A 21321-nucleotide genomic window follows, 5' to 3' on the forward strand; every position below is an offset into this window, starting at 1 on the left:
TTAAATCGGGTTATTAAGATTACCTATATTTTCGTTAACTTCCAGTGCGGTGCGAATTCCCGATTCTATAGCGCCTTCAATCCAGGCATGTTTTAGAGAAGTATGCTCTCCTGCAAAATGCGCTTTTCCTTTCCATTCTGTAGAAATAATATGGCGTTGTAGCAACTGTAACTGACCCGGGTTGAAGATTGCCGCTTCGCCAAAAGCATAAGGATCGCGCATCCAGCTTTGTGTTGCAGCACCCACTAATTTTCCGGGTTTCCCTTTGCGGTCTTTGATACTTGAACTGATTACAGCAAGATCGATAATACGCTGTTGTTCTTTCACATCATCGCTGTGCATGATGGCCAAATTTTTAAGTGCATAGAAATATCGGTCATCATCATCCATAGAATCCCAGCGGCTTGCTTCGTCTGACCAGCAATAGGAAGCCAAAACGACACCATGTCCGTTACTTCCCAAATCATTACTCGGATAATACGTAAAACGGTTAGAAAAATCGGTAATGGTACCACCGCCCACGATATTATACGGAGCTTCCTGCCACCATTTTTCACGAAATTCAAGCAGAATTTTAGTAGCAGAATCATAATGCAATTCGCGGATTGCTTTTCGTTTTTGCTGCTTGAATTGTGGTGTTACATAAACGTGCCTTAGTGCCGAAAATGGTATGCTGACAATTACTTCATCAAATTCCATATCGCTAACAGGTGTTTTTAATGCTTTGAATCCTGCATCCTCATAAAACTGAGGGTCACGCTGTACCTCTATGTCTACTTCTATTTTTACCTTGTCGTTGACAAGCATCATTTTAGTCATCCTACAATCGAAATAGGTATTTTCTTCTAGTTTATGGGCTTTAAAAAAGGCATTAGGCAGCTTGTCGCATCCGCCTACAATTTCCATAAATCGCGTAGAATCCTTAATAATATTTTGTTCAATAAAACTCTGGATGAAATCGTAAGCCATTCTGGATTCCAGATTTTGGAGCACACCAATCATTTCAATAGCATTCTCTGAATACATGGAATGTTCTTTCAGGAAACGACGCATCGAATACTCTCCGTAACGCTCGATCAGCACTGGCCAGTTTTTCTCCGGATCTTCTGCAATAAAAGCTTTAAGCGGATTAATTAAATTGGCCATTAACTGGTCTGCACGCATGTTTTCGCTGCTGCCTAAATGAAAGTCGAGCAAGGCGTTTACATCGACAATTTTACTCGCATCCTTTGGGATATATTCATTTTGAACCACACGTTTGCGGTTGACGTAAAAAAGAGAGTTTCTTGTAACTTCCGGTTTTGGTTTAGCAGGATCCGCCTGATATGCAATTGCCTGAGCTTTATCAACCGACAAATAATAAAAAGGCTCTGTTTTGAGTCCTAGTTTATCGATGTATTTGAGTACCATCTGATGTATGGTCGGGATGCGCATTGCCCCGGCTTCGCCATAAACAGTGTCATCTTCAAAATATTTTTTATCATCAGAATTTCGGAAAGTCTTAATTCGGCCGCCAACACGGGTATTAGATTCCACTATTGTAACCTTGTGGCCTGCCTCCTTTAACATAGCCCCTGCTACCATTCCGGCCATTCCGGCACCAATGATCAATACGTCTTTTGGTTTATCCGTACGGGGAATTCCTTCGTCGATGTATTTTAAATATTGCTGAATAATTGGGTCATTCTCTTCGTCGAGTAAGCCGTGTAAGTAGTTTTCCATAATTAGGGAGTTTATTTGTTTGATATGTTATTGGTAACAACAAATAAACTCACTAAAACTGTGATTTTTAAGCGTAATTCTACCTGTTTTAATTAGTAGAAAGCAGATTTTTTATCTCTCTGATCAAAAAGTTTTTAAAATAAGGTTGTTGGTGTAATTAATACAAAAATCATTTAATACATAGAAACATAGATTCTCCGAAAAAAGTAAGAAGTAAAATGTGAAACGTCCTATTTTAAATAAAAGAGTCTATGTTTATGTGTTTAAAGAATAGCCACAGATTAAAGGATTAACAGATTAAAAAAAATAGATAATCTGCAGACCCGAGCGATAGCGAACAGGCGAAGCAATCTGCAAGATCTGCGTGTAAAAAAATATTTAACGCATAGAGACATAGATTCTCCGAAAAAAGTAAGAAGTGAAATGTAAAACGTCCTATTTTAAATAAAAGAGTCTATGTTTATGTGTTTAAAGAATAGCCACAGATTAAAAAGATTAGAAAATCTGCAAGATCTGCGTGTAAAAAAATATTTTAACGCATAGAGTCATCAATTTTTTTACAGGAAGAAAGTCTATGTTTCTCCAATGTTTAAAAATAATTACACCCAACGGGTTAAACTAAGTATTCAAAAGCTCTTTTTATAGTCAATATCAGCTTCTGTCGCAGCTGTTCCACTCAATTAGAAATCATCGAGATAACAAGTTACCACAGCTGCGACAAAACCACAAATACTTCTTATTTAAAAATATTCATTTTCTCATCATAAACCGGACTTTCGACATTAAGAAATTTTAGAACACTATGAAAAACATGGTTTTGAGTTAATGTTTCATTAGGCTTAAGCTCTTTTGAATGATCAGATACCCACACAATAAACGGAATCTCATATTGTTCTTTAGGGGCAATGCTAATAGGCACACCGTGCATGTAAAGGTTTTTCTCTCCTAAAGATTCTCCGTGATCCGAAACAAAAATCATGGTGCTTTTGTATTCTTTTAGTTCTTTTAAATCCTCAATTACACTATGAAGTATATAATCGGTATACACAATTGTGTTATCGTAAGCATTAAGAAGTTCATTTTGAGAACATTTACCCAACTCAACACTATTGCAAACTGGTTTAAACGTCTCAAATTGTGGCGGATATTTTTTACTGTATGTAGGACCGTGACTTGTACTGGTATGGAGTACAATTAGTATTTTATTCTTTTTACTGGCCTGAATCTGCTCTTTTAATCCTCTTAGTAAAACCTCATCATACTCGCATTCCACACCTTTACAGTCGGCTTTTAATGCTTCCTTGTTTTGATAGTTTTTTATATGAACTGGCGGTTCTCCCCAATTGGTCGTTCTCCAAATGACCTCAACATTATTTCGATATAAATAATTAGGCAAAATTTCATACAGATCATCACTGTTCTTATGCTCTAAAATACATTTTACACCTGCAGTAGTATATGTAGCACAAGAATTGGCATTAAAATGAAATACATTTTCTGTTTTGGAAAGTAACGGATTGGTGTTCTTCTTATAACCGTAAAGAGAAAAATTTTGCCTTCTGGCCGATTCTCCGATAACCAAAACTACAACTGATTTCTCATTATCTTTTATAACAGCATTGGGCAACAAAATTTCCTTTTCATTTTTCTTGAACTTATGAATGTAAAATAGCGGTGTATTAACTGAATAGGACCATGGCATTGCAAGACCTCCAAGTCGTTTCGAATTTTTGTCAATCCAAAGCCAATTGCTGGCATTAACAAATACCAAAACGGCAATGAATACTAAAGTTAGTGAAGAAGTGATGGAAAACTCCTTCAATGGTACCTTAGTTATTTTGACCTTTGCAATGTAAATACTCGGAATAATTCCAAGAAAAATTACGTACAAAATTACTTTAAAAGAAAAAAACTGCTGGATTCTTCGTAATTGGTATTCAAAATATTGCCAATCATACTTTCGTCAATGATGACACTATACGTATTCACAAAGTAGACTGCAATTGAACTAACAATAAAAAACAAGATCAGCAAAACTTTCCCAACATGACGAGAGAGCGAAAACAGAAGATATAAAACAAATGCATTAAGAACCAGCATTAGAATTACCAAACTCACAATCAAAATAATACCATTCAGACTTTTATAATCGACATTGTTAAAAACAAAGGTGTAAAATGGCAGGTGGAAGAACAAAAAAATCAAAAAACTCATCAATAGAACAAAATGAGTTATTCTTAAATTATTTTTTAACGTAAACATAAGTAATCTTATAAAGTGAGACTGCTAAGCTAATAAACGAAAGATAATATATGATCAAATTTTCTTTAATAATTTTGCCGACCAAGCAAATACAACAAATAATAAACAATGCGATAAAAATGGGATAGTATTTATCATTGTTGATCCAGGCCCCTATTTTATATTTTCTGCTGATAAAAATACCTGAGATTCCTGAAATATACCCCAGAATACTTCCTGTAATTACATCAAGGGGATAATGTGCCCCTACAGCTACTCGTGTAAATGCTAAAATAAATCCTATTGTAATGATTGATACGGACCACAGAACTTTAAATTTCAATCGCTGCGGCATAAAGGCAAATAAGATAATGGTCAATACAGTAAAAACGACAATCGAATGTCCTGAAGGCAAACTATTGAAGCCACATAATTTTCTTCCCATAATACATGTAATTTCATTATTAAAAATTACGGCAGGTCTTGGAACACCAAATATTGCTTTTAACGGACAGGAAAATAAGAGCGAAAATAATAAACCCGACAGCAAAGCTTCCCATAATTTGGGTGCATAGAGTATAAAAAGGGCTAAAAAGGATAAAAAAATCGAAGCGTCTCCAAGTTGAGTAAGATTGTATTGTAAATTAGGATAAAGCCCTAAATGGGAATTAATATAAAGAAAGGTGCTTTTTTGAATTTGTGCATAATTATAAACACTTAAAGCATTCTCATAATAAAGAAACATTACGAGAGCAGCTAAACAGAATAAGGGCAAAAAATATAAGGAGAACTTAAGTTTTGAATAATTTTTAATAATACTAGTATTCATTGTGTTGTTTGTTATGGTAAATTTAAAGGCGACTTATTTTTTTAAGAGGAAAGCGACTTAACAATTATCGCTCATTTCCTCCGCAAAGTTTTGTAATTAAAATGAAGAGGAGATTAAAAAATCCATAACCGTTTAAGTACCTATCCATCTTTTGGAGAAAAGTAAAAGATATACTAAATAAAATAACACAAATGATACCCCTTTACGTAAGGGAAATAAAATCTTAAAAAAGTAAATTGAAATGAAACTTGCAATTTTTGAGTACCAATAATAAAAAGCAGTTTGAAAGAAAAACGAAAAAAAAACAGAAACATTCGAAAAAACGGATAATTTACATAATCCGTCTTCTGAAACCTTGTTAATTTTTTTTTCGATTCTCATATAATAACCTTTAATGACAAGTAAAGTAATGGTTCAATTTAGAAGAAATTTAGAATTTTGGGCAAAATAAATACTTTATTTAAAATAATCATATTTCCTAACATTTTATTAACGTAATAATTTTCTTTCATTTTGTTAAAATCAAATAATATCTTTCAATGACCAACCAAAAATCTTACAAAACCATCTTAAATATCGACCATAATGATACAAATAACGACATTTTTATATCTTAATTCAAACGCTACACCGAAACTCTTTAACATTTTTCGTTCTCTTTTAAAATCACTACTTTTAGATGGATATCAAAGAACGGAAAAGGTCGTTAAAAATTGAATTGATTCGGTTACATCAAGAAATAAAAATAAAAGATTCAATTTTTCTACAAAATTCCAGGTTATACTTGCAGCATGAAAATTTTAATCATAGAAGATGAGCAGCAAATTGCTCAAAGCATCAGGGATTATTTTAAAACAAACGGCATTCAGTGTGAAACAGCCGAAAGCTACAGTCTGGCACTTAGTAAAATTGATTCTTACGATTATGACTGTATCCTTTTGGATCTTATGCTTCCTGACGGTGATGGCTTTGATATTTTAAGAGAACTCAAAAGAAAAAATAAAACGGACGGTGTTATTGTTATCTCGGCTAAAGAAACACTCGAAACACGAATTGAGGGATTTAATCTTGGCGCAGATGATTTTCTAACCAAACCATTTCACCTTTCTGAACTATTGGTACGCATGCAGGCTCTCATACGACGCAAAAATTTCAAAGGAAATAACACTATCATTTTTAATGAAATTGTAATCGACATCCTTTCAAAATCGGTAATGGTTAATGATACTAAACTGGATCTTACCAAAAAGGAAATTGATTTACTGTTATTTTTAATTGGGAATGACAATAAAGTATTGTCAAAAGCCGCCATTGCCGAGCATCTTTCCGGAGATATGGCTGATATGCTGGACAATCATGATTTCATTTACGCGCATACTAAAAATTTAAAGAAAAAACTCAGTCAGGCAGGAAGCGGGGATTATATCAAAACAGTTTACGGACTGGGATACAAATGGGAAAATGAATAGCAAAAAATTACTTCAAAAAACAACCAGCAGTTTTCTTGCTTATGCTATTATCATTTTAGTAATAGCAGCACCATTATTCTACTTTATCAGTCAGCAGCTTTACATTTATGAGACTGATGAAGTACTGCATTTTCACAAAGGTGCTTTTATCAAAGAAAGTCATAAGGATTTTACACAAAAAGATATTGACTTATGGAACAAGTACAACCATGAAGTAATGATTGTTCCGGACATGGGTGTTAAGGAAGATTCTATTGTTGGAAAAATGCTTTATGATTCTATTGCAAAAGAAAAAGAGCCCTTTCGTGTACTTTATGCTCCTGTAACTATAAACGGCAAAAAATACACCTACACCGAAAAAATAAATCTTTTGGAAATGGAAGGAATGGTATTTAGCATTGCTCTTATCTTTCTTTTTATCATCATTATGCTGTTAATCGGAATCATCTTGATTTCAAAAGCCACAGCGGCCAAAATATGGAGTCCTTTTTATAATACATTGCATCAGATTGAGAATTTTGAAATAGACAAAAACAAACCTCCTCACTTTTTGCCTACCGATATAAATGAATTTGACCGTTTGAATAAAAGTCTTGAAAGACTGATTGAAAAAAACACCGCTATTTACAAAAATCAGAGAGAATTTGTCGAAAATGCAGCCCATGAACTTCAAACTCCTCTGGCCCTCTTTCAAACCAAAATAGATACGCTGACACAATTGAATCTGGACAAAGAACAATCCCATCTGGTTTCTTCACTAAATCTTGATGTTGCAAGACTTAACAGATTGAATAAAAATCTATTGCTGCTGTCGAAAATTGACAATGAAAGTTTTCTTGAAAAAAGTACGATAGTCCTTAATGATTATATTACAAAACATTTGGACTTTTTTACCGAACAAGGGAATACCAAAAACATCACAATCTACACTGAATTTGTTTCTACAGTAACCATTACAGGAAATCCGGCCCTTACGGAAGTCCTTATTAATAATTTATTCTTAAATGCGATTCGCCACAACGAGCAAAACGGGAAAATCATTATCAAAATTACAGAGAAAGAATTGATTTTTTCAAACACCGGACCAGCCACCTCCCTTGCCATTGAAAAACTCTTTAATAGGTTCTATAAAAACAACCCTTCCTCTACGGGTAACGGCCTAGGTCTCGCGATCATCAAAAAAATCACTGAACTGAATCACTGGGAAATAAACTATGCTTTTTCTAATAATAGGCACAGTTTTACAGTCAAATTTTAAAAATTCAAACTTCCTACAGATTCGTATCTAATATTTGTACTGTAATTTTTAATTAAAAGAACAGTACTCATGAAAAATTCAATTCTGGCATGTTTGGTCCTGCTTTTTTCTTCTTATGCCATAGCGCAAAAAGTAAATGAAAAAGACATTCCCGCTATCGTAAAATCAACCTTTCTAAAATCCTATCCGAATCAGAACAATGTGAAGTGGGAAAAAGAAAAGAACAATTACGAAGCTTCTTTTGCAGTATTCAAAACGGAACACGCGGTACTCTAAGATTCCAACGGTACTATTTTGGAAACCGAAGAAGAAATCAGTGTGAAAAAACTTCCGGCTAAAGCGTTGGCTTACATTCAACAAAATTATAAAAACAAACAGATCAAAGAAGCAGCTGTCATCACTGATGCTCATGGCACGATAACTTTTGAAGCACAGGTTAACACTATCGACCTGATTTTTGACAAACAAGGAACTTACATTAAAAGCATAGCAGATTAAAACCATTCCAATGAAATTAAAGATATTTTTAGTATTCGCCTTACTTGTATTTAAAACATTCAATGCAACGGCGCAGAACAGCTCCGCAACGCTTTCGGGCTTAATTAAAGACAAAACAACAAAATCTTCTCTACCCTATATAAATGTCGTTTTAAAGACGGCCAAAGATCAAAAAATGCTTTTCGGCACTCTAACGAATGAAGAAGGACGCTTTAACCTGACCAATGTAGCTACAGGCAATTATACTTTGGAAATTACGGCTGTGGGCTACAAAACCAAATCACAAAAAATCTTTGTAGGGACGCTATCCGATTTCCTGGACCTCAACACCATCGAACTTGAGGAGGACATCAATACTTTATCTGAAGTTGTTGTGACTTCTAAATCATCTGAAGTAAGTGCCAAAATGGATAAAAAAGTTTTCTCCGTATCGGATAACATCGCCCAAAGCGGAGGCTCGGTTTTACAATCTATGCAAAATCTTCCGGGTGTTACGCTCCATGAAGGGAAGGTACAGCTTCGAGGCAATGATAAAGTAATGGTTTTGATTGACGGAAAACAAACTGCCCTGACTGGTTTTGGAAATCAATCGGGTCTGGATAATATTCCGGCATCTGCCATTGAAAAAATTGAAATTATAAACAATCCCTCGGCCAAGTTTGACGCCAATGGAAATGCGGGTATCATCAATATTATTTACAAAAAAAACAAACAGGAAGGACTAAACGGTAAAATAGGAATCAGCTCAGGATATGGCGCTTTATGGGAACGCAAAGCTAATTTGCCAAGCATCCGTCCGCAATATCAAATGACCCCTAAAATCAATCCTTCACTGTCTCTGAATTACAGAAAAGAAAAAATAAATACGTATTTACAGGCCGATTATCTGTATACGGAAACACTCAATAAAAATGAATTTGTAACCCGTACTTATGATGACGGTACCATCATCAACCAGCAAACGGTACGAAACCGTAATACTCATTTTACCACTTTAAAATCCGGAATAGACTGGAACTACAATGAACATAACAGTTTTTCTTTTTCGGCACTTTTTGGAAGTGAAAAAATTATCGACAACGGTGATGAGCCTTTCTTCAATCAAGATTATTCTCAAAGGTTGCGCCTGTGGTCGTTTTTAGAAGATGAGCTCAAAACAACGGTAATGGCCAGCGCTTCTTACGAACATAAATTCAAACAGCCCGGGCATAAATTAAATGCAGGTATCAACTATACCTATCACAGGGAAGATGAAAAATACTTCTTTACCAATACATTGCCAACTTCGGTTGGACAGGATGCTTTTAAACTGCTTTCGGATGAAAAAGTAGTGGATATTAATATTGATTACATAAGGCCGTTAAAATATGGTCGATTTGAAACAGGTTTCAAATTCAGAAACAGAGAAATCCCTACCAATATGCAATTCTTCCCGGGCGTGAACTCTCCTATTGATGCCAATGCAGGAGGATGGGCCAATTATAAAGAAATCATTCCTGCTCTTTACTCCAATTATATTTTCGAAACGGACAAAATTGAAGCAGAACTTGGTTTAAGACTTGAATATGTAAAACTGCAGTACGATGTTAATCCCAATCATCCCACTTACAAAAGTGACGGATACAATTATACAGAACCGTTTCCTAATGTACGTTTTGGATACAAAATTGATGACAAAAATAAAATTACAGCTTTTTACAACCGTCGGGTAGACCGACCGGCAGAGGTTGACATCCGTATTTTTCCAAAATATGATGATGCCGAAATTATCAAAGTTGGAAATCCTGCATTACGTCCGCAATTTACAAGTGCCTTTGAAATAGGGTATAAAAAAACGATAGAAAAAGGTTATTTCACTTCCTCTGTTTATTACAGAATCATTAATGGAACTATTGCCCGTATTGCCACTACTGTACCCGGAAGTTCACTGATATATAATGTATTTCAAAACGCAGATAAAAGTTCATCAGTTGGAATCGAAGCTGTTTATTCAAAAGAAATAACACCTTGGTATTCTTTCAACCTGAACGGAAATCTATATCAAAATACCATCGATGCTTTTACCGTAACAAATCTATATCCGGTGCCAAGTACATACTATGGAAAACGTCAACAAATGGTTTCCGGAAATTTAAAATGGAACAACAGCCTTCAGTTAAACAAAACACTAAAAGGTCAAATTTCTGCTGTTTATCTGGCTCCTGATATTATTCCACAAGGAAAAATTGACTCCAGATTTTCTGTTGATCTCGGACTAAAGAAAACAGTACAAAAAGGAAAAGGTGAAGTCTTTGTAAATGCCACCGATATTTTCAACACGCTAAGCATACGAAAAGATATTCAAGGTGAGGGTTTTAATTATAGAAGCAAAGATTTTTATGAAACACAAGTGGTGCGATTTGGATACAGCTACAAATTTTAATTTCTAAATCACGTTTTGAATACTTTTATCTCTCCATAAACTTCCTGATTTGGAAGCTTATGGAGAGCTTTTTTTTCCTTAAAAACGCCTGATCTTATACTAATTGTAATTCTAAATATTTTTTAAACGGATCATTATCTTAGTATAAAACCATTCTTCATAGGATCTTTCGGATCTATTAAAAACGTATTTACTCCTGTTACAAAAGCCGTTCCTTCCACTTGCGGAATTACAGCTTTGAAGGGGCCGAATTTTTCTTCTCTGACAAGTGATCCTTTAAAAGTACTTCCCGTTATACTTTCTATCGTAATAACTTCACCCAAGTTGATAGCACTTCTGGCTTTTTCAATCGCAATTCTTCCGGAAACACCGGAACCTGTTGGAGAGCGATCGACTTCTCCATCGGCAAAAACACAAACATTTCGGCTGTGGTTAGAAGCATTCAACGGTTCATCTATAAAAATAGTTCCATATAAAAAGCTCAAATCCTCCTCAAACGGATGCTGAATTTCGGCATCCTGCTTCATTACGGCATGTTTGATATCGACCCCGATTTGAATAATGGTTCGGTAATTTTCTTCCGTTAATCCAAAATTCAAATGTGTATTTTTTCTCAAATCAACATAAGCATAAAAAGCACCTCCATAGGCCAAATCATAAACGACATCACCAATTCCCTCAACATTTACAACACGATCTAAACCTACGGCAAAACTTGGCACACAATGAAACCGTACCCCCGTTACTTCTCCGTTTACTACCGTGACAAACGAAAAAATCCGACCGCAGGGAGCATCAATTTTCAATTCATTCTCACCTTCTTTTACCGTGATCCATTTCATTTTTGCTGCCAAAGTACTTATCGCAATAATGGCATGACCACACATACTGCTGTATCCTTCGTTATGCATAAAAAGAATACCAAAATCGGCTTCTTCATCATTTGGCGGAAGTAAAATACAACCGTACATATCGGCATGACCGCGAGGTTCAAACATCAATGCCGTTCTTAAATAATCGTAATTTTCTTTTATATCTCTCCTGTATTCTAAAACAGTATTTCCTTTCAATTTCGGAAAACCGGAAACAATTACACGCAAAGGCTCACCGCCTGTATGCATATCAATTGTTTGGATCTGCAGGACGGAAGCGTCTGCTTTATAATCGGTATTATTACAAATATTTTGGTAAGTACTAGACATTCTTTTGTGCTTTTAGATTATACGCTTCATAAAAATATCCGGCTGCGACAAGGTCTTCTAAAGCATGTCCAACCGATTTAAAATAAGTGATTTCAGTCTCAGAGGTTCTGCCCGGTTTTGCAGTACTGCACAATTCAAACAAATCGGCTTTGATAGTTTCTTCCGTGATAATACCAGTTGTTAGCGGAATCAAAATATCGCCGCTTTCCTTTAGTCCGCCCTGATAAGTATCCAAAAACAGGCTCGATTTTAGAACCGCTTCGTCATCGGCCTCACGCATGTCTTTTTTGTATGCTCCAACAAGATCTAAATGCTGCCCTGCTTTCAGCCATCTTCCAAAAACAAGCGGAATGGGTGATAAAGTCGCTGACGAAATGATATCAACCTGAGAAATAACTTCTTCTATAGTTGAAACGGGTTTGCAAGTAAATGGGAATTTTTTGAGTGCATGGCAAACCAATTGTGCCTTTTCTATAGTTCTTCCCCAAACATAAACTTCTTTTATAGGTCTCACACTGGCATGCGCCTGAATTAAATTGATGGCCAATGCTCCTGTACCAATCATCAACATAGACGAGGAGTCTTTTCTCGAAAGATAGCTGCTTGCCAAAGCAGAGGTTGCCGCAGTACGTTTGCCTGTTAGTGATTTTGCATCAAGAATTGCCTTTATATTTCCTTTGTGCCCGTCGAGATAAATATAAGTGCCCTGAATGGAAGGCAGGTCATATTTACCATTATTGGGACTTACCGTCACTATTTTTACTCCTAAATCCTTACCCGATTGGAATGCGGGCATTAGCAGCAGTGTAGAATCTTTGCCTTCTTCCGGATTAGGATAATCATGATGATGGCGCATAGGCACGTTGATATCCGAAGTCGAAAACCCAGCCCGAAGTCTTTCTATAAGTTCTTTAAAATTACATTTTTCTTCAATAAAATGATCTGAAATAAGCGATATTGGTTGCATGTTTTTTGTTGAAATTTTATTAAAAATAGAAGATTATTCTATCTTAATACTATTTCATGCGTAATCAGATAACATATGCCAATTTAGGGTTAACATAGTACAGATTAACGAGTCTCACGATCCTAGTTTATAAAAAAAGTTTCAGCGTGAAATTTCAAAACTTATTGATCCTTTTTGAAAAGCCCCGCTTTTAGATTTGAACCTGCTGAACCTTCGGCCAATTGCAGGTAATTGCGTTTGCTCTGATCTTTTTCAATTTTTACAGTTCCCGTAGTTTGTACGTTTTCCATTTTTAGAAAGTCTGTCGATGTTGCATCGTTACCACTTAACGGACCACTTCCGTACCCTGCCAAATTGGTGTAATTTGTAAAAAGGCAGTCCGAAGCTTTGTACTGGCGTGTGCTTCCTTTTTCTCGTATCCATACGGTACTGCTGTTTGCTATTATATTATGATGAAAGTCGAAATGGTCTCCATTGGTACTTTGTGTCGTCCAAACACCACTAAAATAACTGCCATATACGAGTGAATAACGCATAACATTTGGACTTCCGGTTCCTCCATCGGTTTGCCAAAAAACAACCGGATTTTTGCAGTTGAAAAAAACACAATGATCAATAACCAGTCCATAACCATTGGCTATAACCCCTACATGCAGTGGCAATACATCAACATCCCCGGCAAACAGGCACTGCGTTACGAGCAAATCGTCCAGTCTTTTCCCATAACGCCATATCGGATAGGAACGACGCAGGTTATTACCATCTATATAAGAGTAATCGGGACTACCTGTAAATCGCAGACCTTCAATGGTTACATGGCTAACCTCAGGCTGTATGCCTTTGGCCTCTTCTCCTCCCACTCCCGGTAAAAGCGGTACTGCCGTAACTACAACTGGCATTTTTTGAGGGGTCCAATCCGCATCATCAGGCATAATCTCTGCACGAATGACCAGACGATTTTTTAAAGTATACTTATCATTTGTGAAGATAACGGTCTCCGTTAACAGGTGTACCCCTTCTGAAAGGAAAATTGTTGTTGCTCCCTGTTCTTTGTTTAAGTTTATACGCTTTGCCGCCTCTGCAAGTGTTTTTAATGGATGCGTTCTTAGTCCTGAATTTGTGTCATGACCTGTCTTAGGATTAACGTATAGCTGTTCTGCCTGTAGGGACGATACGCTCATTACCAACAATAGAAATTTAAGTGTGAATTTTATCATATCCTTTTTTTTGTAAAATTAGAATATTCTCATCCTGTCAAAATGGTCATTTTATCTTTAAAATGGTCAATTATTGATTCTTTCTATATTGTTGAGGTGTAGTCCCTGTTATTTTTTTAAAGAAGCGATTAAAGTTAGATGGATCTGAAAAACCAAACTCATAAGAAATCTCTTTTGCGGATTTGTTTTGACAAAGTTGTTTCTTTATTTCCGAAATCAGCTTGTGATGAATCATTTGCTGCGCTGATAATCCGCTAAATTGTTTGCAAATTTTATTAAGAAATCCCGAGCTGATAGTAAGGGCTTTTGAATAAGCTTCAACACTATGATCTGCTGTGAATTTCTTTTCCAGCAAAGATCGAAATCTGTAAAAGTCTAAATGAACATAGGTATCTCTCTGAACCTTGTGAACATCGGCATAATATCGATTGAGAATTACAAGCAATTGATACAAAAGCGACCTGATCAAATGACTGCTGTCATTCTGAAGTTCATCAAACTCCAGTTCAATTCCATACAAAAGTTCCAGACATTTTGCGAAAGATGTCTCCGATAGCTGCATCTCGGTTGGACGAGAATATTGATGAAAATACTGAAATCGATACAGAAATAGTTCATCCGAGAAAAAAAGATAAAGAAAATCCTTTTCGAAGAAAAGTGTATACCCTTTTACCGTCTGCTCAATCTCCCAACAGCGCACTTGTCCCGGACTTGTAAAAATAACAGTTCCCGGGCTTATTACCATCTTATTCTCGTTCAATGTAATAGCGCCCGCTCCCTCTTCGATGAAAAGAATTTCGTAAAAACTAAGCTGATGTAACGTATTGTCTAATACAAAATTTTCCAATGTTTCGATACGTCCAATATCCAACAGCAATTCCGAACCGTACTTATAGGGAAGAAAATGATACGTTTTAATTTTTGTGACCAATGCTTTTTCTTTTTTAATTTCTTACTGTATTATAGATGAATTAAAAATACAAATTTACATTGTTGAAAGAAATCTCTTTTTTATGATTCTGAATAATTTCACTCTCAATACCTACCTGCAGATTTAGATTACTTTTTCAGATTTTTATCTTTAAATAATTTCTCCACAAACTTTCTGTACCATGAGAATTGATTAATTGTAAATATAAAAAGGATAATCGCTGTCGAGCAGATGGCGATAACAAACATATTGAGCGCGATGGCCATACCTACAGCCGAAGTCGTCCATAAACCCGATGCAGTAGTTAATCCCTTAGGTAGATTTTTTTCATCTCTAAAAATAAGCCCTGCCCCTATAAAACCAAGTCCCGTTGCAATAGCAGCAAGCATTCTGGCAATAGCCGATTTATCCTCGGTGAGATGAGCAGCAATAGAAACAAAAAGACAAGAAGCTACACAAATACAGGCAAAAGTTCGCACACCCGCATTCTGCTGTTCTCTTTCTCTCTCAATACCAATAATTCCTCCCAATAAAAGCGCCAACAGTAATTTGGCAGAAAGTAAAAGTTCAAATTCAATATCCATAATAAAATACTTTTTTAATGCCCCCATTTTAAGTTTATTACATCTCGTAATAAAGCTCGTTTTTTTCTTTTACTGGTATATTTTCTGCCCCTGTCATTTCAAGCAGATTGATCTCTATTGTTTTTGCAAGCGAAGTCATTGGTGTGTCAACAGGTGTATTTTCAAAAGGATCCTGCATTATAATAGCTGTTTTTTCTATGGAAATAAACAGAACAGGAATCAATATCGTTATAAGAATCTCTACTACCAGTTGTGAGTCTTCGAGTCCAAAAGGGAGTATAGCTGCAAATACATAGATCAGGGTATGAACTAATACGCTGTATGATTTTGGAAAAACGGTATTTTTTAAACGTTCACATTTACCCATACTGTCACAAAGCCTGGCTAATGTTTCATTTAACTGCACCTGTTTAAACTCTGAAATTAGTCCTTGTGCCGCCAATTCGGCAATGTTCAGGGAGTGTTTATCCAACAAAGCATTAGGGATATTAGAGGCTTTGATCTGAAAAGTATCAAGATAAGTCTGCACCCTTGGTGAAAACGGCTGTTTGCGCAATGACTCTCCCAATGCATAAAGCCAGATGATCTGTCTTTCTGTAAAAGCATCGGCAATCTCTTTATTTTCTTTTGATGTAAATTGGATTATCTGCCGGATTAAAGTCCTGGAATCATTTACTATCGCTCCCCAAACGGTTCGGGCTTCCCACCATCTTTCGTACGATTGCGCTGTCCGAAAAGCAAGAAGAAGAGAAACCGCAGTACCCACTAATGCCGGAATACTTAACGGCAGAGATACCTGTTGAAATAAGGGATGCATGTCGAGCAATCCAATTAATACCGCAAATAGTACGATCAGTACAATCTGCGATCTGATCTCATTAACAAAGTACAAAAGTGATATTCTCCTATTTAATAACATAAGTAATGATTAAAAATTCAACAATCAACTCTATATCAGACAATTCAAATATAAAAATTTAAATTGAGGTAAAAGTTATTTATAGCTGTTACTTAGTCATTTGGACCGCCTCTTATTAAACTTTGAAAGATCAAATTCTTCACGAAGGAATAACAAAACTCAAATCAGCCGAATTAAATAACTAACTCCAACGAAACTAAATAATAAAATAGAAAAGCAGCTAAAATCGTGCTGCTTTTCTTCTAATAGATTCTTTATATTTGCAATTATTTTAATTAAATCTAAATAAACAAAATATGCGAATTTATTCTTTGCTGATGGTGTTCTTTACTATAAGTTCACTTTCCGCACAACAAGCTTCTAAAACAAATCCCAAAAGTCAGGACAGTATTTTACCTGATCAATCAAAATCTGACAATGAATTAAAAGAAATTGTTATCTCTGCTACAAGACAAGTCGAAAGTTTAAACGAAGTTCCCTCCTCAGTAACGATACTTTCAAAGAAACAATTACAACAGCAACTGAGCATAAGCTCCAATTTAAGTGATATTCTGGGTACGACAGTTCCGGGTTTAGGTTTTACCACAAATAGAACTCAGAATTTAGGTCAGACTTTACGTGGCCGCCGCGTATTAGTAATGATTGATGGTATTCCGCAATCGACACCTTTAAGGGATGGAGCAAAAGACATGCGTTCTCTGGATCCTACAGTCCTGGATCGTGTTGAAGTAATTAAGGGTGCTACCGCAATTTACGGTAACGGTGCTGATGGTGGTTTGATCAATTATATTACAAAAAAACCAACTACCGATAAAGCAATAAGCGGATCAACAGAGGCCGGAACAGCTTTCTCATTGATTAAACCTAAAGAAACTGCCGGTTTCTTTGTGTCACAGCAGTTCAACGGAAAAATTAAGAAGTTCGATTATGTAATTAGTGGCCGTTATGAAGAAACAGGACTTTATCGCGATGCAAAAGGACGTGTTCTTTCACCGGAATATGGAATGAACGATCTTAGAAACTGGAATGCTTTTGCTAAAATCGGATATGATTTTAACGCTAACAATCGTCTGGAATTAATGTACAATTATTTCAAAAGTACACAGCATACCGATTATATCGCTAAAGCCGGAGTCTATGGAAGTTTTGACCAGCCTACTACCGGAATCAAAGGGTCACGTCCCGGAGAACCGGAAGGAACTCCTTATAACCACAATGCGGCTTTAAGTTATATTGGGGAAAATATTATTGGAAATACAGATATTAATGCTACTCTTTACTTTCAAGATTATCTTACACTTATTAACTATAGTGACTTTTTTGAAAACAAAGGACAACCTGCTACACAAAGTAAAAAGTTTGGTTTTCGTTTGAATTTAAACAGTCCATACGAAATCAATTCTCTTATATCTGGTAATGTCACTTACGGACTGGATATTCTTTCAGATATTACCGATACTCATCTTACTGATGGCAGATTGGTAATTCCGGAAATGAATATGACCAACCTCGCTCCATACTTTCAAATTAAAAACATGTTTGGACCAAACTTGGTATTTAAAACCGGTTTGAGACTTGAAAATGTAAACATTGACGTTCCTAACTATACCACCATTGGTATTCGTAATTATGTAAACGGAACTTATGTAGGTGGAGGTGTCGCAGTAAACGGCGGGGCATTACATTTTAATGCGCTAATGTTCAATGCCGGACTGCGATATACAAAATGGAACTTGTTTAAACCTTTTGTAAGTTTTTCTCAAAGTTTCAGTGTAGCCGATTTAGGCTTAGTATTACGTGCTGCAAAAGAAAATACCGTTAACAACACTTCAATAAAAGCGGTTACTGCCAATAATTATGAATTTGGATTCTCCGGAGCTGTAGATCGATTATCTTATGAAGCAGCTGTTTATTACAGTACTTCCAAATTAGGTGCTTCTTATGTTTATATCGACGGTAATCCACAGATTTCCCGTTCACCTGAAAAGATCTATGGTTTTGAGTTATCAGCAAAATACCGTCTTCATTCCAAAATAGATATCGGAGCTAGTTATTCTCTTACAGAAGGGAAACGTGAACTTGCCGACAAAAAAGTGTATTTAGGAGGTGACCGCATCAATCCGCCAAAAATAACAGCTTATACTGTATTTAGGCCTATCGAAGACTGGTCGATTTTTCTTCAAATGATCAATACACCGGGAAGAGACAGGTTTGAGCCTGTTAATGGAGCTTATACTTATGGAACAGGACCAATAAAATCATTCACCGCTTTTAATCTTTCGTCCGGTTATACTTTTATGAAAAAAAGTACAATTCGTTTAGGTATTGAGAATTTATTTAACAAAGACTACTATACAGTTATCTCACAATGGCAATCGAACAATATGAATTATGTGAAAGAAAATGGTACGCGACTGACCTTAAGTTTTACACAAGCATTCTAATTACATCACAAGTCATCAACAAAAAAAGGCTCGAACATTACGTTCGAGCCTTTTTGTATTCAGTATTCTAAAAAAAACTAGAATTTATAAGTTAAACTTCCCATAACAGTACGTGGAGCCTGAACATTTATTGTCGTATAACCATTAAAATACAATTGATCTGTTAAGTTATTTACTTTTAAAGACACTCTGTATTTCGGCTGATCGTAGTACAAAGCAGTATTAACCACAGCATATGACGGAAGCTCAAAAGTTTGACCAGGTCCATTATTGTAAATGTAGGTAGCGTCTCCGTAATTCCCTCCAAATCCTAAACCTAAACCTTTCAGTTTTGTTTTTTGAAGGTTATAGCTGAACCAGTAATTGATTAGATTTTCAGGTCCTGCAGTTACAGGTCTTAAATCATTTAATTTAGAGTTATTATTAGAGTACCCCACAAGAAGGTTCAATCCCGGAATTGGGTTAGCTGTAAGCTCTACTTCAAAACCTTTACTATATTGTGTTCCGTTTTGTATGCTCGCATTTGGAAGATTCGGATCTGCGATTACAATATTGTCAACTTTGATATCATAATAACTAAAAGTTGCGCTTACTTTATTCTGGAATGCATTCACTTTCACACCAACTTCAAGCTGATTTGCTTTTTCAGGATCAAACTGTTTCATTTCAAGCTTTCCGCCAACATTAGCATTTAAGAATCCTTTATTGGTAAAACTATTTTGGTAATTTCCAAAAACAGATACCTGATCTTTTACGATTTGATACACGGCACCAAATTTTGGTGAGAAGGCATTTTGAGAAAAATTGTCCGCTTTTGTATTCGAAGCAGGATCAAATGATCCTTTATTCTGAAAATGATCAAAACGCACTGCTGCCGAAAGAATTAATCTTTCTGTAATGTTGATTGCATCTGCTACGTAAACACTATATGTCGCTATAGAACTGTTAGTAGTATAAGGAGCATTCCCTTTTCCGGTAAGTGCATCCTTTACATTTGTTGGGTTAAAGTCATAATAATTAGTCACCGCTCCTGTATACTTTATGGTATCAAACGGCGCATAACCCGGTAAACTTTGGTACACTAATTTATTTGAACCGTAATAGATATCACCACCTACTAAGAAGCGGTTTCTCATGGATCCAATTTTGAAATCACCATTAAAGTTTTGTTGGAATTCGATTGCGTTATCTTTTCCATTTGCATCCCAGGCGTTTCTTGAGAATTCCTGATCTTTCAAAAGATAAAACCATGTTTGTAAACCACTTGCTTTATTAGAACTGCTGCTGAATACGGTTTGAGAAGTCCATTCGTCAGAAATTTGATAAAGAGCCTGTGCAAAAACGTTTAATGTTTTGGTGTTGGTCATAAATTCATCTCCTAAAAATGATCTTTTGAAATTAACATCCAAATTCTTAGCATTATTAACTCCTAAGTCAGCAATAGAAACTCCAAAAGGAAGATAAATTAAAGGCATACCGGAGTTGTCCTGATTTCCAATTTCGGCATCGATAGAGATGGTAAGTTTATCGTTTACTTTATAAGCAAAAGACGGTGCTACGAAGAAACTCTTTGAGTAACCGAAATCCTGAAAAGTATTCGCATTTCCAAAAGCAGCATTCAATCTGAACAATGCGGTATGGTCATCATTAATTGGAGTATTGATATCGGCCGTTAAACGGTTAAAACCATAACTTCCGTTTTGATATGAAATTTCTCCACCAAAATTATCATAAGGTTTTTTAGTTACACGGTTGATTAATCCACCGTAAGAAGAAACCACATTTCCAAAAAGTGTTGCTGATGGCCCTTTTATCACTTCGATTCTTTCTAAATTTACCGCATCAGTGTTACTGTTTACTTTTCCGGCAAGACCATTTCTAACTAAACTCTGAGTAGTAAATCCACGTAAAGAATACCATGAAGCTCCGTCACCGGCACGATTGGTGGCTGCCCATAATTGATATAAACCCGGTACATTTTTTAATGCCTCATCCTGATTGGTTACCAACTGATCTTTGATTAACTCTTTAGTAACCACATTATAAACCTGTGCATTTTCAAGGTTTTTAATCGTCATCCTCGACACATACTGACTTTCAGATTTGGTATATTTATTAGCATTCCCTTTTACAAATACTTCTGTAAGTGCTTCAGATGTAGTTAGCAGTGTGAAATTTTCGACAAGATTACTTCCTGCTGAAACTTCAACATTTTTTTCTTTAGATGAAAACCCAATTACCGAAACCTTCAGAATATAATTTCCGGGTCTGATGTTCTTGATCTCATAATTTCCCTGAGCGTCAGTGGTAGTTCCAATCTTTGTTCCTTTCAGTGTTACAGAGATATTATCTGCTGCCTCATCATTAGACAATGAAACCGTTCCTTTTATTGTACCCGTCTGTGCAAATGATGCAGAAGCCGTAAGCAGCATCATCAAACAGCCCAAAAGTGGCAATAGTACTTTTACTTTCATGTTATTTAGAATTATTTTTAATAACGCAAATGTATTATTTGTATCAAATCAAACCAAATTATTTTGATTTATTCTAGATAACAACCCTGTTTTGATACTTTTAAGTACTATTTTTCATTCTTTTATTAGAAAAAAAGCAATATT

The 21321-nt window shown here is 35.7% G+C and carries 15 protein-coding genes and 1 pseudogene; 6 read left to right on the top strand and 10 right to left on the bottom strand.

Annotated elements, in window-relative coordinates:
* From C245_RS0109315 to C245_RS0109325, 3 genes and pseudogenes are all read right to left on the bottom strand, one after another.
* Positions 1-1722, bottom strand: a complete 1722-nt coding sequence (locus tag C245_RS0109315) for an FAD-dependent oxidoreductase (RefSeq protein ID WP_017496325.1) — start codon at positions 1720-1722, stop codon at positions 1-3.
* 736 nt (positions 1723-2458) lie between these two features.
* Positions 2459-3984 (bottom strand): annotated as a pseudogene (gene eptA, locus C245_RS22830) (phosphoethanolamine--lipid A transferase EptA).
* Entirely contained in the window at positions 3965-4792 is an 828-nt protein-coding gene (locus C245_RS0109325; protein WP_026109970.1) for a phosphatase PAP2 family protein, read from the bottom strand. The pseudogene eptA and the gene C245_RS0109325 overlap by 20 nt, the downstream one beginning before the upstream one ends.
* Before the next feature lie 791 nt (positions 4793-5583).
* Between C245_RS0109325 and C245_RS0109335 the strand changes: the two genes are divergently transcribed.
* The 5 genes from C245_RS0109335 to C245_RS0109350 all read left to right on the top strand — a co-directional run bounded on the left by C245_RS0109335 (position 5584) and on the right by C245_RS0109350 (position 10439).
* Positions 5584-6261 carry a response regulator transcription factor gene (locus C245_RS0109335; protein ID WP_017496328.1) on the top strand — a complete coding sequence of 226 codons (678 nt, stop codon included), beginning with the start codon at positions 5584-5586 and terminating at the stop codon, positions 6259-6261.
* Positions 6254-7519, top strand: coding sequence for a HAMP domain-containing sensor histidine kinase (locus tag C245_RS0109340; RefSeq protein WP_017496329.1), 1266 nt, complete (start codon positions 6254-6256; stop codon positions 7517-7519). The genes C245_RS0109335 and C245_RS0109340 overlap by 8 nt, the downstream gene beginning before the upstream one ends.
* A gap of 69 nt (positions 7520-7588) precedes the next feature.
* On the top strand, positions 7589-7795 hold the full coding sequence (locus C245_RS23655; RefSeq protein WP_017496330.1) for a hypothetical protein: 207 nt from the start codon (positions 7589-7591) through the stop codon (positions 7793-7795).
* A gap of 18 nt (positions 7796-7813) precedes the next feature.
* Positions 7814-8017: a hypothetical protein gene (locus tag C245_RS23660; protein WP_017496331.1), complete on the top strand. Its 204-nt coding sequence runs from the start codon at positions 7814-7816 to the stop codon at positions 8015-8017.
* Positions 8018-8027: 10 nt separating this feature from the next.
* Positions 8028-10439: a TonB-dependent receptor domain-containing protein gene (locus C245_RS0109350; protein WP_017496332.1), complete on the top strand. Its 2412-nt coding sequence runs from the start codon at positions 8028-8030 to the stop codon at positions 10437-10439.
* 134 nt (positions 10440-10573) lie between these two features.
* Here C245_RS0109350 and C245_RS0109355 read toward each other — a convergent pair whose 3' ends face one another.
* The 6 genes from C245_RS0109355 to C245_RS0109380 all read right to left on the bottom strand — a co-directional run bounded on the left by C245_RS0109355 (position 10574) and on the right by C245_RS0109380 (position 16259).
* Positions 10574-11641 carry a proline racemase family protein gene (locus C245_RS0109355; RefSeq protein ID WP_017496333.1) on the bottom strand — a complete coding sequence of 356 codons (1068 nt, stop codon included), beginning with the start codon at positions 11639-11641 and terminating at the stop codon, positions 10574-10576.
* Positions 11634-12608 (bottom strand): ornithine cyclodeaminase family protein, encoded by a 975-nt coding sequence (locus tag C245_RS0109360; protein WP_017496334.1) that lies wholly within the window; start codon positions 12606-12608, stop codon positions 11634-11636. Before C245_RS0109360 ends, C245_RS0109355 begins: the two co-directional genes overlap by 8 nt.
* 161 nt (positions 12609-12769) lie before the next feature.
* Positions 12770-13825, bottom strand: a complete 1056-nt coding sequence (locus tag C245_RS22840; protein ID WP_017496335.1) for a hypothetical protein — start codon at positions 13823-13825, stop codon at positions 12770-12772.
* A gap of 70 nt (positions 13826-13895) precedes the next feature.
* Positions 13896-14756, bottom strand: a complete 861-nt coding sequence (locus tag C245_RS0109370; protein ID WP_017496336.1) for an AraC family transcriptional regulator — start codon at positions 14754-14756, stop codon at positions 13896-13898.
* Between the two features lie 128 nt (positions 14757-14884).
* A complete protein-coding gene (locus C245_RS0109375; protein ID WP_035746451.1) occupies positions 14885-15340 on the bottom strand; it encodes an MgtC/SapB family protein in 456 nt (151 codons plus the stop codon).
* Positions 15341-15377: 37 nt separating this feature from the next.
* A complete protein-coding gene (locus tag C245_RS0109380) occupies positions 15378-16259 on the bottom strand; it encodes a bestrophin family protein (RefSeq protein WP_026109971.1) in 882 nt (293 codons plus the stop codon).
* A 296-nt stretch (positions 16260-16555) separates the two neighbouring features.
* On the opposite strand from C245_RS0109380, the gene C245_RS22845 reads away from it, so the two are divergent.
* Positions 16556-18703 carry a TonB-dependent receptor gene (locus C245_RS22845; RefSeq protein ID WP_017496339.1) on the top strand — a complete coding sequence of 716 codons (2148 nt, stop codon included), beginning with the start codon at positions 16556-16558 and terminating at the stop codon, positions 18701-18703.
* Between the two features lie 77 nt (positions 18704-18780).
* On the opposite strand, the gene C245_RS0109390 is transcribed toward C245_RS22845, so the two are convergent.
* Positions 18781-21177, bottom strand: a complete 2397-nt coding sequence (locus C245_RS0109390; RefSeq protein ID WP_017496340.1) for a TonB-dependent receptor — start codon at positions 21175-21177, stop codon at positions 18781-18783.
* Positions 21178-21321 lie beyond the last annotated feature (144 nt).

This window comes from Flavobacterium sp. WG21 (assembly GCF_000335775.1).
GTDB lineage: Bacteria > Bacteroidota > Bacteroidia > Flavobacteriales > Flavobacteriaceae > Flavobacterium > Flavobacterium tructae.

What these genes read in the sequence shown, in the direction of transcription:
- C245_RS0109315 (WP_017496325.1), bottom strand. Translation starts at nt 1,722, where the DNA reads ATGGAAAACTACTTACACGGCTTACTCGACGAAGAGAATGACCCAATT.
- C245_RS0109325 (WP_026109970.1), bottom strand. Translation starts at nt 4,792, where the DNA reads ATGAATACTAGTATTATTAAAAATTATTCAAAACTTAAGTTCTCCTTA.
- C245_RS0109335 (WP_017496328.1), top strand. Translation starts at nt 5,584, where the DNA reads ATGAAAATTTTAATCATAGAAGATGAGCAGCAAATTGCTCAAAGCATC.
- C245_RS0109340 (WP_017496329.1), top strand. Translation starts at nt 6,254, where the DNA reads ATGAATAGCAAAAAATTACTTCAAAAAACAACCAGCAGTTTTCTTGCT.
- C245_RS23655 (WP_017496330.1), top strand. Translation starts at nt 7,589, where the DNA reads ATGAAAAATTCAATTCTGGCATGTTTGGTCCTGCTTTTTTCTTCTTAT.
- C245_RS0109350 (WP_017496332.1), top strand. Translation starts at nt 8,028, where the DNA reads ATGAAATTAAAGATATTTTTAGTATTCGCCTTACTTGTATTTAAAACA.
- C245_RS0109355 (WP_017496333.1), bottom strand. Translation starts at nt 11,641, where the DNA reads ATGTCTAGTACTTACCAAAATATTTGTAATAATACCGATTATAAAGCA.
- C245_RS0109360 (WP_017496334.1), bottom strand. Translation starts at nt 12,608, where the DNA reads ATGCAACCAATATCGCTTATTTCAGATCATTTTATTGAAGAAAAATGT.
- C245_RS22840 (WP_017496335.1), bottom strand. Translation starts at nt 13,825, where the DNA reads ATGATAAAATTCACACTTAAATTTCTATTGTTGGTAATGAGCGTATCG.
- C245_RS0109375 (WP_035746451.1), bottom strand. Translation starts at nt 15,340, where the DNA reads ATGGATATTGAATTTGAACTTTTACTTTCTGCCAAATTACTGTTGGCG.
- C245_RS0109380 (WP_026109971.1), bottom strand. Translation starts at nt 16,259, where the DNA reads ATGTTATTAAATAGGAGAATATCACTTTTGTACTTTGTTAATGAGATC.
- C245_RS22845 (WP_017496339.1), top strand. Translation starts at nt 16,556, where the DNA reads ATGCGAATTTATTCTTTGCTGATGGTGTTCTTTACTATAAGTTCACTT.
- C245_RS0109390 (WP_017496340.1), bottom strand. Translation starts at nt 21,177, where the DNA reads ATGAAAGTAAAAGTACTATTGCCACTTTTGGGCTGTTTGATGATGCTG.